We start from the raw sequence: 12,894 nt of genomic DNA, 5'->3' as shown, positions 1-12,894 counted from the left end.
CCGCCGCCCGGTCGGACCGCCCCGCCCGGCTGCCGCGGCCCCGGCGGATGCCTCCGCCGCCCCTGATCGACACCGCCGCTCCCTCCGTCGGCGGACCCGCGGCCCGTGTCAGGCGTCCGCGAGGAGTCCGCGCACCAGGGCCCTGAGCCCGTCCTGGTAGGTGTCCTCGGCGGTCAGCGGCGCCCAGCGGTCGGCGACCCCGGCCAGGCGCGGCAACTCCTCCGGGTCCAGCCCGGCGAACACCTGCTCCCGGTAGGTCGCGCGGCCGCCGTCCGCGCGCCGCCGGGCCGAGGCCGTCCGGACCACGATCTCCCCGGCGGTGTAGTACCAGATCGCGCGGTAGCCGTGGACGGCCCGGTCGGCGGAGAGCCCGGCGTCGACCAGCCCGTCGACGATCTGCTCGACGAACCAGAGCGCCGACGTGGACATCAGGTCGTCGGCCGTCAGCACCTCCACGATCCAGGGGCAGTCGGCGAGCGCCGTGTGGATGGCGGTGGCGGCGGCGACGACCCGTTCGCGGGGATCGGCCGGGGGCTCGAACCTGCGCAGGGTCCGCGCGGCGTAGTCGTCCAGGAGGAGGACGAGCAGTTCCTCCTTGTCGCGGACGTGGTGGTAGAGGGCCATGGGCGTGCTGCCCACCTCCGCGGCCAGCCGCCGCATGGTCAGCCGGTCCGCGCCCGTCTCGGCGACGATCCGGCGGGCCGCCCGGACGATCTCCTCCCGGGAGATGCGGGGCGGGCGGCCCGGGGACCTGCGGGGTGCGGATGGCTGCGGCATGCCCCCATCATCCCCCCGGCTGCCGACAGACGGTGCCCGGGCCCGTCCGGCAGTTCCCGTCCGCGTCACGACGCCTCGCACGCGCTCCCGCCGCACCGGCCCGGGACTCGCACACGTCCCGACGTGGGCGCGGGGCCGAGTGCCGGGCGGACGCACCCGACGCCGCGCGGCCGCCGCACGGCGGCGGGAATTGTCAGACGGGCCTGGGCGGCGTAGTTTTCTTACATGTATAGAAACTCTGGAGCAAGGCCGGGCGTGGTGCTGGCGGCTGCGGCCGTCGCCCAGTTCGTGGTCGCCCTGGACATGTCCGTGGTCAATGTCGGGCTGCCCGCCATCCGCTCGGCACTGGGGTTCACACCCCTCGGCCTGTCCTGGGTCGTGCACGTCTACGCGCTCGCCTTCGGCGGCGCCCTGCTGCTCGGCGGACGCGCCGGCGACCTCTACGGGCGGCGGCGCGTGTTCGTCGCCGGGCTGGCCGTCTTCGGGCTGTGCTCGCTCGCGGGCGGCCTGGCCCAGGCGCCGTGGCAACTGATCGCCGCCCGCGCCGGGCAGGGCCTGGGCGCCGCGGCGGTCGCGCCCGCCGCGCTGGCACTGCTCACCACCGCCTTCCCCGAGGGGCCCGGCCGGGTGCGCGCGCTCGGGGTGTGGAGCGCGGTGAACGCCGCGGGCGGCGCGCTCGGGGTCCTGGCCGGCGGAGTGCTCACCGAGTACGCGGGCTGGCGCTGGGTCATGCTGGTCAACCTGCCCGTCGTCGCGCTGGCCCTGGCGCTCGTCCCGGCGGGGGTGCCCGCCGGGACGCCGCCCGTCCGGGGCGAGCGGCTCGACGTCCCGGGCGCCGTCCTCGCCACCGGCGGGGTGGGCCTGCTGGTGCTCGGCGTCGTCCGCACCGACGCCCTGGGCTGGGGCTCCCCGGTCACCTGGGCGACGCTCGCCGTCGCCGCCGTCCTGCTCGCCGCGTTCGCCCGCACCGAGGCGCGCTCCTCCTCGCCCCTGCTCCGTCCGGGCCTCCTGCGCGGCCGCTGGATCGCGGGCGCCAACATCCTGGTGTTCCTGGCCGCCGCCGGGCAGTTCACGGCGTTCTACTTCGTCTCCCTGTACATGCAGCAGGTGCTGGGCATGGGCCCGGCGGCGACCGGCGTCGCGTTCCTGCCCTTCTCCGTGGGTCTGGTGGCGGGAACGGTCGTCGCGATCCGGATCACCGCGGCGCGCTCGCCCCGGGCCTCCCTGGTGCCGGGCGCGCTGCTGGCCGCCGCGGGACTGGCCTGGTTCTCGCGGATCGGGGCCGACGGCGGCTTCCTGACCGATGTGCTCGGACCGTCCCTGGTCACCAGCGTCGGCGCCGGGCTGGTGCTGGCCCCGGTCGCCGCCGCCGCGACCACGGGCGTCGCCCCGGGCGAGGCGGGCATGGCCTCCGGTCTCCTCAACAGCTCCCGCCAGCTCGGCGGCTGCGTCGGCCTGGCGGTCCTCGCCACCGTCGCCGCGCACCGCACCGGCACGGCCGCCGGCCCCGCCGCGCTCAACGAGGGCTACGCCCTGGCGCTGGCCGTCTCCGCCGTCCTGTTCGTGCTCGCGGCGGCCGTGGCGCTGTGGGTGCTGCCGCGCGGCCGGACCGCCGTGCCCCGCTCCCCCGCCCCCGACCCCGCCCCCAAGGACGACCAGTTGGAAGGAACCCCCTCATGACCACCGCCACCACCGTCGACCTGTTCGCCTCGGCCCTGCGCCTCCACCACGACGGCGGGGTCCGGGCCGCCGGACGCCGGATGGCCGGCGACGGCACCGACGCCTGGCAGATCGCCCTCTTCCACGTCGAGACCGGCGCCGATGTGCACGCCGACCACGGGGAGACGCACCCGGCGGCCGACGAGGCGGTGTGCTGCCTCAGCGGCGCGGTCCGCCTCGTCCTGCGCCCGACGAACCCCGACGAGGACGAGGAGACGTTCCGGCTGGGGGCGGGCACAGCCGTCGTCGTGCCCCGGGGCCGCCGGCACCGCCTCGAACCGGAGGGCCCCTGCGACCTGATGTCGGTCACCCTGCGCGACGGCACCCGTCTCGAACGCCGTTCCGGAGCGCGCTGAGCCGCGTGCCATGACCCGCGGCTCCGCGCCCCCGGCCCCCTCCCCGGCAGGTGCCCCCGAGGAGGGGGCCGGTCAGTGCGCGTCGAAGCCGGTGTGGGTCATGGTGGCCGCGATGCCCGCCACCTTCACGTCCACGACGACCTTGCCCCGGGTCCACTTGGTCGTCGTGCCGTCGGGCGCGCCCATCGTCTCCAGCACCGCCACGGTCAGCCGCTCCCGGTCCTCGGGCTCGGGGTAGAAGACGACCATGCAGAACCGGCCGCGCCCGTTGAAGGCGTACTGCGTGTCCATGGTGATCCCGCAGAACGTCTCGGGGCCGAGGCCCGTGACCCACCACTCGCCGTTCTGCTGCCCGGCCCCGGCGAACCGCGCCGTGAAGTCGGCGACGCCCGCTCCCCAGGGCAGCCCGTTCCAGCCCTGGGTGAGGGAGCGCGCGTCGGTGGACGGGACCGCGTCCACCGGTTCGTCCCGGCCCCGGCGGGCGGGGAACAGCCGCGCCAGACCGCGGCGCCGCCGGGGAGCGGCGGGCGGGGCGTCGGGACCGGTCCCGTGGACCCTGGTCCCGGGGTCGGGCGTGGCCGTCCGGGCGGAGTCCGCTCCGTCGGCGGCGGGCACGGTGGCGCCGGTGCCCCCGTCCCCGTCCGGCACACGGTGGGCGGCCCCGAATTCGCTGATCATGCCGGTGACCGGGGCGGGCAGCCAGTCGCCGTCGGAGGTGTCGCCGGATACGGAGCCGAGGATCCCGGCGGCGGTGGGCCGGGCCTCCGGGTCCTTGGCCAGACAGGCGGCGACCAGGCCGCGCATCTCGTGGTCGACGAGACTGAGGTCGGGCTCCTCCTGGACGATGCGGTAGATCATCGCGGCGGGGTGCCCGTCGCCGAAGGGAGCGCTGCCGGAGGCCGCGTAGGACAGCACGCAGCCGAGGGCGAACACGTCGCTCGCCGGGCCGATCTCCCGATCGCCGCGGGCCTGTTCGGGCGACATGTAGGCCGGGGTGCCGGTGATCACCCCGCTGACCGTGTGCGAGGTGGCCTCCAGCGCCCGCGCGATGCCGAAGTCGATGACGCGCGGCCCGTCGGCGGCCATGATGACGTTGCTCGGCTTCAGGTCGCGATGGACGAGGGAGCACTGGTGGATGGCTTCGAGCCCCTCGGCCAGACCGGCCGCCAGCACCCGCAGCGCCCCGGGCGGCAGCCCGCCGTGCCCGGCCACCACCGCCTGCAGCGAGGGTCCCGGCACGAAGGCGCTGACCAGCCAGGGCTGTTCGGCGTCGGGATCGGCGTCGACCACCTGCGCGGTGAAGAACCCGCCGACCCGCCGGGCCGCCTCCACCTCCTGGGCGAAGCTCCGCCGGAAGCCCGGATCCGCCGCGTACTGGGGTCGGATCACCTTGACGGCCACGGGTCTCCCCCCGGCCGATCGCCCGAGGAACACCTGCCCCATGCCGCCGGCGCCGAGCCGGCCCACGATCCGGTAGGTGCCCACGTGGCGCGGATCGCCGGGCTGCAACGCTTCCATCGGTCCCCCTCGTCGGCCGGTCCTTAAGATCCCTCCAGGCACCAACCCTATACACGGACCGATGGCGGACGCTCGCCCCAACTCCTCAATGTCTCTTGTGCAGTTGTGATCCAAGGGGCCCGGACCGGATACGGGTCGCGGGGCCGCGCGGTCGCACCGCCGGGACCCGGAGGGACACGGACCGCCGGGACCGGACGGCGCGGACCGCCGGGCACGGGCCCTGCCGGGCCGTACCGTTCCGACCGCCCCGGCCGCTCCCGCCCCGGCTGTCTGGTCCGATCCCGTGGACGGGGCTCAGCCCGTGAGCAGGGGCGGTTCGGTGGCCTCGCGGACCTCCCGCTCGGTGACGCCGGGAGCCGTCTCCACCAGGCGGAGCCCCTCCTCCGTGATGTCGATGACGGCCAGGTCGGTGATGATCCGCTGCACCACGCCCTTGCCGGTGTAGGGGAGCGAGCACTCGTCGACGATCTTGTACGAGCCGTCCTTGGCCAGGTGCTCCATGAGGACGATCACCCTCTTGGCGCCGTGCACCAGGTCCATGGCGCCGCCCATGCCCTTGACCATCTTGCCGGGGATCATCCAGTTGGCGATGTCGCCCTTGGCGGAGACCTGCATCGCGCCCAGGATCGCCGCGTCGATCTTGCCGCCGCGGATCATGCCGAAGCTGGTCGCCGAGTCGAAGAAGGAGGCGCCCCGTCTGAGCGTCACGGTCTCCTTCCCGGCGTTGATCAGGTCCGGGTCGACGTCCTCGTCGTACGGGTAGGCGCCGACGCCCAGGATGCCGTTCTCGCTCTGCAGCACCAGCTCCACGTCGTCGGGGACGTGGTTGGGCACCAGGGTCGGCAGCCCGATCCCCAGGTTGACGTACGACCCGTCGGTCAGCTCGCGGGCGGCCCGCGCCGCCATCTCGTCGCGTGTCCAGCCGGTCATGCGCGCTCCCTCACAGTCCGCCGCTCGATCCGCTTGTCCGCCGCCTGCTCCGGTGTCAGGGGCACCACGCGCTGCACGTACACACCGGGGGTGTGGATCGCGTCCGGGTCCAGCTCGCCGGGTTCCACGAGTTCCTCCACCTCCGCGACGGTGAACCGCCCGGACATGGCCACCAGGGGGTTGAAGTTCCGGGCGGAGCGGTGGAACACGAGGTTGCCGTGCCGGTCGCCGCGCCAGGCCCGGACCAGCCCGACGTCGCAGACGATGGCGTTCTCCAGCACGAAGTGCGCGGTCCCGTCCGGGGTCCCGAAGGACCTGGTCTCCTTCGGCGGGGAGGCGACCGCGACCCCGCCGGCGGCGTCGTACTGCCAGGGCAGGCCGCCCTCGGCGACCTGGGTGCCCACGCCGGTCCGGGTGTAGAAGGCCGGGATGCCCGACCCTCCCGCGCGCAGCCGTTCGGCCAGGGTGCCCTGCGGGGTGAGTTCGACCTGCAACTCGCCGGCCAGGTACTGCCGGGCGAACTCCTTGTTCTCCCCCACGTAGCTCGACACCATGCGCCGGATGCGCCGGGCCGCCAGCAGCCGGCCCAGCCCCCAGTCGTCGACGCCGCAGTTGTTGGACACGACCTCCAGTCCGTCGACCCCCGCGTCCAGCAGGGCCTCGATCAGCACCGCCGGTATCCCGCACAGTCCGAATCCGCCCACCGCGAGCGACATGCCGCTGCGGATGCCGGCCACCGCCTCCGCGGCGGATCCCACTACCTTGTCCACACCCACTCCTCCTCGGCCGGGCCGATCGGCCCGGCTCGGCCGTGTCGTGCTACTCGCTGCGATTCGGTGATCCGGACGGCCCGGGCGACGGCTCCGGGGCCGGGGCCGGGGAGCCCGCGAGGAAACGGGGCGGCACCAGCCGCCGGACCCGTTCCGCGCCGGTGACGGAACGCACCACCCGGCGGGCGATCTCCGTGAGGCCCTTGGGTTCGACGAGCATGATCAGCACGATCAGCACACCGAACGCGAGCTGGGCGACCACCGACGGGGGGAACGCCCCGCCCGGGTCCGTGTCCAGGCCCGGGATCTGCGAGCCGTAGCGCTGCAGCAGCAGCGGCAGCAGGGTGACGAACAGGGCGCCGCCGACGGCACCGCCCAGGGAGCCGACCCCGCCGATCACGATCATGGCCAGGAACTGCAGGGCCAGCATGAGGCTCCAGTACTCCGGAACCACCCTGCGGAAGGCCACGGCGAGCAGGACGCCCGCGAGACCGGCCAGCACCGCGGAGAACAGGAACGCCATCGCCCGTACCCGCGCCACGTCGATGCCCAGCGCGGCGGCCTGGTGCTCACCGTCGCGGATCGCGACGAACGCGCGCCCGGTCCGGCTGTGCAGGGCGCGCCGGGTGAACCACCAGGTCAGCGCCAGGGCCAGGGCGCACAGCAGCCAGAGCCGCTCCGCCCGTTCGAACGGGACGCCCCCGATCACCAGCTCCGGTTCGGTGCCCAGGAGTTCGACGCCCCCCACGGTGAGCGCGGGGACGGCGCGGCCGTTGAAGCCGCCGCTCAGCGCGGGCACCGAGAAGAGCACGTGCTGACCGATGAAGACCAGGGCGATGGTGGCGACACCGAGGCTGATCCCCTTCAGCCGGGCCGCGATCGGGCTGCACAGCAGTCCGCAGACACCGGCGAGGACCACCGCGGCGATCACCGCGAGGAACGGGGGAAGGCCGAGGCCCCACTGGCCGGACCCCGGTTCGGCGGCGAAGAAGATGTAGCCGTAGGCACCGACCGCCAGGAAGAAGGAGTGCGCGAGCGAGAGCTGGCCCACCCTGCCGTAGAGCACGGTCAGCCCGATGGCGCCGATGGCTGTGGCCGCGGCGAAGGTGCCGAGGTTCAGCCAGAACGAACCGAGGTAGTAGGGGACGGCGAGGAGCACGGCCACCACCGCGACGGCGACCACCACCCCCTTCCACCGCGACCCGGTCAGGAGCGGCCACCGGCGGCCGGTGCCCTGCCGCGTCGTCACGGCGGCGGACGCCGGGGCGTCCGGCACCGCGGGCTCACTGCGGATGACGACCTGCTCAGACACGACTCAACTCCTTCGCCCCGAAGAGGCCGTTGGGCCTCCACAACAGGACCATCAGCATCACGACGTACGGCGCCACCGTCTCCAGGCCCTGGCCGAGGAACGACAACTGGTCGTGGTAGCCGAGGACCATCGACTCGGTCACCCCGACGATCACACCGCCGACGATCGCGCCCGAGGTGGCGCGCAGTCCGCCGATGATCGCGGCGGGCAGCGCCCGCAGCGCCAGGTGCGTGACGCCGCCGTCGAGGCCCGGGCTGGGGAACGCGACAAGGAAGACACCGGCGAGGACGGCGAGCAGGCCGGCCAGGCCCCACGCGGTGGCAGCCACCCAGGAGAGGCGGATGCCCATCAGGGCCGCGGTGTCGGGCCGTTCGGCCGTGGCGCGCATGGCGATGCCGAAGTCGGAGCGCTGCAGCCAGAGCTGGAACAGTCCGAGGAAGAGCAGGCTCAGCACCAGGGCGACGACCCGCACCTGCGGGACGGTGATGCCGGCGACCGTCACCAGTGAGTCGCCCCACGGGTCGCCCGGGGGCAGGATGCTGGCGCCGATGCGGCGCTGCACCTCGGTCGCGATGGCGATGTCCAGCCCGATGGTCATGATGCTCGCCGCGACCACCGAGTTGGTGCGGGTGAAGCGGCGGATGAGCAGCCGCTCCACCACCAGGCCGAGCAGCACGGTGAAGACCGCTCCGAGCAGCAGGGCCGCCCAGAACGGCAGGTCGTAGGTCGTGTAGGCGCTGGCCACCACGTAGGTGCCCAGCATCAGGAAGGAGACCTGGGAGAAGTTCACGACGGACGACGCCTTGTAGACGATCACGATGCCGAGGGCGACCAGCGCGTAGAGCGCGCCCACCGAGATGCCCGAGATCAGCAGGCTCATGAAGAAGTTCATGCCGTCGCCTCCGCCGCCGTGCCGAGGTAGGCGGCGACGACCCGCTCGTCACGGCTGACGACGGACGGTTCGCCGGAGGCGATGACCGAGCCGAAGTCCAGCACCGTGAGGCTGTCCGCCAGCTCCATCACCAGTGGCATGTCGTGTTCGACCAGGAGCACGCTCAGGTCCCTTTCCGCGGCCAGTCGCTTGATCACCCCCGTCATCTCCACCTTCTCGTGCGTGTGCAGCCCGGCGGCCGGCTCGTCGAGGAGCAGCAGCTTGGGCGTGGTGGCGACGGCCCGGGCGAGGTCGACCCGTTTCTGCAGCCCGTAGGGCAGGTCGGCGGCGAGCGCGTCCAGGTGCTCGGTCAGTCCGAAGTAGGCGGCGGCCTCCTCGGCGACGGCGCGTGCCTCGCGTTCCGCGCGGCGCTCGTACGGCAGCCGCAGCCCCGAGGCGAGCAGTCCGCCCCGGCCGAAGCGGTGCTGCCCGATCATCAGGTGCTCGGCGACGGTGAGGTCGTCGAACATCGAGGCGTTCTGGAAGGCCCGCCCGACGCCGAGCTGGGCGATCCGGTGCGGCCGCCGGCCGATCAGCTCGACGCCGTCCAGCGCGACCGAGCCGGTCTGCGGCCGGTAGAGCCCCGACAACACGTTGAACAGCGAGGACTTGCCGGCCCCGTTGGGTCCGATGACGGCGTGGACGGTGCCGGGTTCCACCTCGAAGGTGACCTCCGACAGCGCCACCACGCCGGTGAACCGCAGGGTGACGTCCTTGACGCTCAGGGATGCCCCGGTCATCCTGCCCCCCTCACCTGTTCGCCCGTCGGCACCAGGTCGCCTCCGAGATAGGCACGCTGCACGTCCTCACTCCGTTTCAGGTCGGCCGAGGCCCCCTCGACCACGACCTTTCCTCCGGCGAGCACATAGGCGTACTCGGTCAGTTCCAGTGCCACATGGGCGTTCTGTTCGACGATCAGCACCGAGGTGCCGTCCTCGTTGATCCGGCGGACGATGCCCGCGATCTGGTCGACGATCTTCGGTGCCAGGCCGAGCGAGGGCTCGTCGAGCACCAGCAGCCGGGGGCTCGCCATCAGCGCCCGGGCGATGGCCAGCATCTGCTGCTCGCCGCCCGAGAGGAGGCCGCCCGCCTGGTGCCGGCGTTCCCCGAGGATCGGGAACATCTCGAAGGCGTGCTGGAGGTCGGCCTGGGTTCCGGACCGGTCGGCCCGCTTGCCGTGGCGGCCGATCCGGAGGTTCTCCTCCACGCTCAGGCTGGTGAAGATCTGCCGCCCCTCCGGCACCTGCACGATCCCCATGCGGACCCGGCGGTCCGCCGGGACCCCGTCGAGCGGCCGGCCCTCGTAGTGGATCGTCCCGGAGGTCTGGCGTCCGCCGTGTCCGACCAGCACGCCCGAGATCGAGCGGAGGGTGGTGCTCTTTCCCGCGCCGTTGCTCCCCAGGAGCGCCACCGCCGAGCCCGGCCGCACCGTCAGGGAGACCCCGCTCAGTGCCTCGGTGGCGGCGCCGTAGTGGACGCCGACTCCGTCCAGGGCCAGGATCGGGGGCGGCGACTCCCGGGAGAGGTCGGGGGAACTCACTTGGACCCGTACCCTTCGGTGTTCTTCCCGACGAAGCCCTCCGTGACCGGTTCGAGGCCGCCCTTGACGGAGGTCGAGGGGCGCAGCACGTTGATGCTCCGGGACGGGGTCTCACCGTTGCGGCTGAAGTCCAGGTCGACGGTGGCGCCGTCGGTGTCGACCTTGCCGAGCTTCTGGTAGGCGTCCCACAGGGAGTCGCGGGAGACCTCGTCGTCCTCGCAGGCCGCGGTGATCGCCTGGTCCATGATGCTGGAGGCCGCGTAGCCGAGGACGACCCACATGCTGGCCGGGACCTTGCTGCCGGACTTGCCGTACAGCTCGGCGACCTTCTTCGCGGCGGGGGTGTCGCCGGAGAACGGGATCACGCTGCTGACGACCAGCGCGCGCTTCTCCAGGATCTTCGCCGCGTTGGTGTCGAGGAGCTGGGGCGCGAAGGCCGGGGCGGAGGAGACGATCGGGACGTCCAGCCCCTTGGACTCCGTCAGGCTGGCGAGCGAGGCGAGCTGCGTGGGCGAGGCGTTGATGAAGACGGCCTTCACCTTCTTCGCCTGGAGCGCGGCGACCTGGGAGGTCACGTCGGTGACGGAGGGGTCGATCTGGGAGCCGACGACCTTGACGCCGTGCTGGCCCGCGGAGTGCTTCAGGCCCTCGAAGGCCGGCTCGCCGTAGTCGCCCGCGAAGTAGATGTGGCCGACGGAGTCGCCGGACTTCACCGTGCCCTGCTCGACGAGGTAGTCGAGGGCGCCGACCATCTCGACGCTGTAGTAGGTGCCCGGGATGATCAGGGCGTCGGAGGCGCCGAGCACCGGCGACCAGCTCATGGCCACGCCGATGATCTTCTGCTCCTCCAGTTCGGGGAGGACGGCCGAGGTGGGCGGCGAACCCACGGTGACCTGGTAGGCCAGTACGTCCTTGTTCAGCTCGCCCGCCAGGGAGAGCGCCTTCTGGGGGTCGTAGCCGTGGTCGCGGGTGGCTATCTCCACCTTGCGGCCGCAGGTGTCACCGGTGCGGTTCTTCTCGTCCCAGTAGAGCTTGACGCCGAGGTTCTGCTGCTCGTCGATCGCCTTGAAGGGACCGGTGATGTCGGTGAGCACACCGAGGGTGATCTTGTCCTTGGTGACACCGGGCGATGCGTCCACGGAGGTCTTGCTGGTGGCGCAGGCGGTGAGGGTCAGTCCTCCCGCGAGGAGGAGCGTGCCGATCCCCCGGACCCGGCTGCGGCGTCGAACGATCTGGTGACTCATCTTGAATTCCTTCTGGCCGTGGACGATTTGGTTGCACGTGTCATCAGCGCGCCCACCCGCGCGGGCATCTCGTGGGACGGTCAGGAGTGTTCGGCCCGGATCTCCCGGATCGCGGCCAGCGCGTCGGCCGGTTCCATCCGGGTGCGGTAGGCCATCGAGACGTGCCGTGCGCGGACACGTCCCTGGGGGTCGATCACGAAGGTCGCCGGGACCGGCAGGCTGAACCGGCCGTTGGGCTGCTGGCGTGCCAGCGCGGCGAGGGTGCCCTCGAGCATGTGCTCGGTGATCCCCTCGGGCAGTTCGAAGCGGATCCGGTAGGCCTCCAGCACCTCCTGCTCCGCGTCGGAGAGGACGTCGAAGGCCAGCTCGTTCTTCTCGGCCATGGACAGGGTGTCGTCCGGGCGCTGCGGGCTCACCGCGACGAGACTGGCGCCGGCCCGCTCGAACTCGGGGAGTGCGGCCTGGTAGGCACGCAGTTCCAGGTTGCAGTAGGGGCACCAGGACCCCCTGTAGAAGATCAGGACGACCGGGCCCCTGGCAAGACGTTCGGAGAGACCGACCTGTCCGCCGCGGGCGTCGGGGAGCGTGAAGTCGGGGGCGAGGTCACCGATCTCCAGGCCCGGCACGAGCCCCTTGGCCTCGATCTCCTCGAATGCCTCGTTGATCGCCTTCTTGGCCTCGTCCGGGCGCTTGACCGTGGCGGCGAAGTCGGCCAGCTGCCGGCTCAGGCTGGCCAGGGACCCCTCTCGCTCGCTCTGGGCGGGGGCGCTCTCCGACGGGGTGGAAGAGGTACTGGCCACGGCTTCTCCCTTAACCGATAAACGAATGAACCGTTCGTTAAACGAGAACACAACACTGGGGCCGGAAGCCTGTCAAGAGGTGAAACGTCGGGGAAAACAACGATGAGGTCCCGGGGCCTCAGCCCCGGGACCTCACCTTCGGACGCCGGCGATCAGCCCGCGGCCAGCGACAGCGCCTCCGCCAGCCCGAGCACCTCGGCGGTCAGAATGTCCAGCTCGGACGCGCGCGAGTCCGGGACCACCAGCCCCACGCTCGCGTCGACCTGCCCGGAGACCACCACCGGCGCCGAGATCCCGGTATACCCGGGCACCACCACGCCGGTCGTGACGGCGTAGCCCAGCTCCCGGGCCCGGGCGATCTCGACGCGCTCGCCCTCGACGGGGTCGCGCCCGGCCAGGATGGCCACCCCGTGCGCCGCCAGGTCCAGGGGGCCGCGGGCACCCACCCGCATCCCCACCCGGAAGGTCGCGGAGGGGGGCTCTATCGACAGCAGGGTGACCACCTCGTCGCCGTCGGCGATGTGCAGCACCGACGTGGCCATCGTCCGGTCCGTCGCGTCGCGCAGCATCGGCTGGGCCACGGACACCAGATCGCGCGCCACCATCCGCGCCAGCCGGAAGACGCTGGTGCCGACGATGTACCTCCCGTCCGTCATCTTCGACGCAAAGCCTCGATGGGTGAGCGTCACCAGCAACCGCGCCGCAATGGAGCGATGGACACCGATGTACTGGGCCACCTCGGTCGCCGTGAACCCCTCCGGGGCGGTACCGAGGTACTCCAGCACCCGCAAACCGCGATCGAGGGTCTGGGCCAACTCGCCCGGAGCCTTCGCTTCGCCCGCCACGTGTCTCCTCCTCTGAACCAACCGCGCCACCGACACCGGCCGTCGCGGCGCCGGGTCACGCTATGCCGCGCCAACCTTACCGACGACCTTGACAACCCACGTCGACACCCACTTAATGGTGCTACTCAATATTAGAACGGACCGCCCGATTA

General features: G+C 72.5%; 13 protein-coding genes. 2 read left to right on the top strand and 11 right to left on the bottom strand.

Translation table 11 applies throughout. The features are described 5' to 3' along the window. Positions 1 to 108: 108 nt before the first annotated feature. Positions 109 to 777, bottom strand: a complete 669-nt coding sequence (locus ACZ7LB_RS26415) for a TetR/AcrR family transcriptional regulator (protein ID WP_471471708.1) — start codon at positions 775 to 777, stop codon at positions 109 to 111. A gap of 225 nt (positions 778 to 1,002) precedes the next feature. Between ACZ7LB_RS26415 and ACZ7LB_RS26410 the strand changes: the two genes are divergently transcribed. Then, positions 1,003 to 2,457, top strand: coding sequence for an MFS transporter (locus ACZ7LB_RS26410; protein ID WP_471471707.1), 1,455 nt, complete (start codon positions 1,003 to 1,005; stop codon positions 2,455 to 2,457). Further along, the gene (locus ACZ7LB_RS26405; RefSeq protein ID WP_471471706.1) at positions 2,454 to 2,852 is read left to right on the top strand and encodes a cupin domain-containing protein; all 399 of its coding nucleotides are present in this window, start codon (positions 2,454 to 2,456) and stop codon (positions 2,850 to 2,852) included. The genes ACZ7LB_RS26410 and ACZ7LB_RS26405 overlap by 4 nt, the downstream gene beginning before the upstream one ends. A gap of 72 nt (positions 2,853 to 2,924) precedes the next feature. Here ACZ7LB_RS26405 and ACZ7LB_RS26400 read toward each other — a convergent pair whose 3' ends face one another. The 10 genes from ACZ7LB_RS26400 to ACZ7LB_RS26355 all read right to left on the bottom strand — a co-directional run bounded on the left by ACZ7LB_RS26400 (position 2,925) and on the right by ACZ7LB_RS26355 (position 12,742). Further along, positions 2,925 to 4,370 carry a serine/threonine-protein kinase gene (locus ACZ7LB_RS26400; RefSeq protein ID WP_471471705.1) on the bottom strand — a complete coding sequence of 482 codons (1,446 nt, stop codon included), beginning with the start codon at positions 4,368 to 4,370 and terminating at the stop codon, positions 2,925 to 2,927. A 294-nt stretch (positions 4,371 to 4,664) separates the two neighbouring features. Then, the gene (locus ACZ7LB_RS26395) at positions 4,665 to 5,300 is read right to left on the bottom strand and encodes a CoA transferase subunit B (protein WP_471471704.1); all 636 of its coding nucleotides are present in this window, start codon (positions 5,298 to 5,300) and stop codon (positions 4,665 to 4,667) included. Continuing rightward, positions 5,297 to 6,070, bottom strand: coding sequence for a CoA transferase subunit A (locus ACZ7LB_RS26390; protein WP_471471703.1), 774 nt, complete (start codon positions 6,068 to 6,070; stop codon positions 5,297 to 5,299). Before ACZ7LB_RS26390 ends, ACZ7LB_RS26395 begins: the two co-directional genes overlap by 4 nt. Before the next feature lie 49 nt (positions 6,071 to 6,119). Continuing rightward, positions 6,120 to 7,382 carry a branched-chain amino acid ABC transporter permease gene (locus ACZ7LB_RS26385; protein ID WP_471471702.1) on the bottom strand — a complete coding sequence of 421 codons (1,263 nt, stop codon included), beginning with the start codon at positions 7,380 to 7,382 and terminating at the stop codon, positions 6,120 to 6,122. Beyond that, complete coding sequence (locus ACZ7LB_RS26380; protein ID WP_471471701.1) at positions 7,375 to 8,274, bottom strand: branched-chain amino acid ABC transporter permease; 900 nt, start codon at positions 8,272 to 8,274, stop codon at positions 7,375 to 7,377. Before ACZ7LB_RS26380 ends, ACZ7LB_RS26385 begins: the two co-directional genes overlap by 8 nt. Continuing rightward, positions 8,271 to 9,053: an ABC transporter ATP-binding protein gene (locus ACZ7LB_RS26375; protein WP_471471700.1), complete on the bottom strand. Its 783-nt coding sequence runs from the start codon at positions 9,051 to 9,053 to the stop codon at positions 8,271 to 8,273. Before ACZ7LB_RS26375 ends, ACZ7LB_RS26380 begins: the two co-directional genes overlap by 4 nt. After that, on the bottom strand, positions 9,050 to 9,853 hold the full coding sequence (locus ACZ7LB_RS26370) for an ABC transporter ATP-binding protein (protein WP_471471699.1): 804 nt from the start codon (positions 9,851 to 9,853) through the stop codon (positions 9,050 to 9,052). Before ACZ7LB_RS26370 ends, ACZ7LB_RS26375 begins: the two co-directional genes overlap by 4 nt. Continuing rightward, a complete protein-coding gene (locus tag ACZ7LB_RS26365) occupies positions 9,850 to 11,097 on the bottom strand; it encodes an ABC transporter substrate-binding protein (RefSeq protein WP_471471698.1) in 1,248 nt (415 codons plus the stop codon). Before ACZ7LB_RS26365 ends, ACZ7LB_RS26370 begins: the two co-directional genes overlap by 4 nt. Positions 11,098 to 11,177: 80 nt before the next feature. Further along, complete coding sequence (locus ACZ7LB_RS26360) at positions 11,178 to 11,897, bottom strand: peroxiredoxin-like family protein (RefSeq protein WP_471471697.1); 720 nt, start codon at positions 11,895 to 11,897, stop codon at positions 11,178 to 11,180. 152 nt (positions 11,898 to 12,049) lie between these two features. Beyond that, complete coding sequence (locus ACZ7LB_RS26355) at positions 12,050 to 12,742, bottom strand: IclR family transcriptional regulator (RefSeq protein ID WP_471471696.1); 693 nt, start codon at positions 12,740 to 12,742, stop codon at positions 12,050 to 12,052. Between the last annotated feature and the right edge of the window lie 152 nt (positions 12,743 to 12,894).

The organism is Streptomyces sp. NPDC107521, assembly GCF_055598485.1.
This window is presented reverse-complemented; position numbering and strand designations above follow the sequence as displayed.

Excerpts from the sequence above, each read along its gene's own strand:
- ACZ7LB_RS26380 (WP_471471701.1), bottom strand. The coding sequence starts at position 8,274 with ATGAACTTCTTCATGAGCCTGCTGATCTCGGGCATCTCGGTGGGCGCG.
- ACZ7LB_RS26410 (WP_471471707.1), top strand. The coding sequence starts at position 1,003 with ATGTATAGAAACTCTGGAGCAAGGCCGGGCGTGGTGCTGGCGGCTGCG.
- ACZ7LB_RS26375 (WP_471471700.1), bottom strand. The coding sequence starts at position 9,053 with ATGACCGGGGCATCCCTGAGCGTCAAGGACGTCACCCTGCGGTTCACC.
- ACZ7LB_RS26365 (WP_471471698.1), bottom strand. The coding sequence starts at position 11,097 with ATGAGTCACCAGATCGTTCGACGCCGCAGCCGGGTCCGGGGGATCGGC.
- ACZ7LB_RS26405 (WP_471471706.1), top strand. The coding sequence starts at position 2,454 with ATGACCACCGCCACCACCGTCGACCTGTTCGCCTCGGCCCTGCGCCTC.
- ACZ7LB_RS26395 (WP_471471704.1), bottom strand. The coding sequence starts at position 5,300 with ATGACCGGCTGGACACGCGACGAGATGGCGGCGCGGGCCGCCCGCGAG.
- ACZ7LB_RS26400 (WP_471471705.1), bottom strand. The coding sequence starts at position 4,370 with ATGGAAGCGTTGCAGCCCGGCGATCCGCGCCACGTGGGCACCTACCGG.
- ACZ7LB_RS26415 (WP_471471708.1), bottom strand. The coding sequence starts at position 777 with ATGCCGCAGCCATCCGCACCCCGCAGGTCCCCGGGCCGCCCGCCCCGC.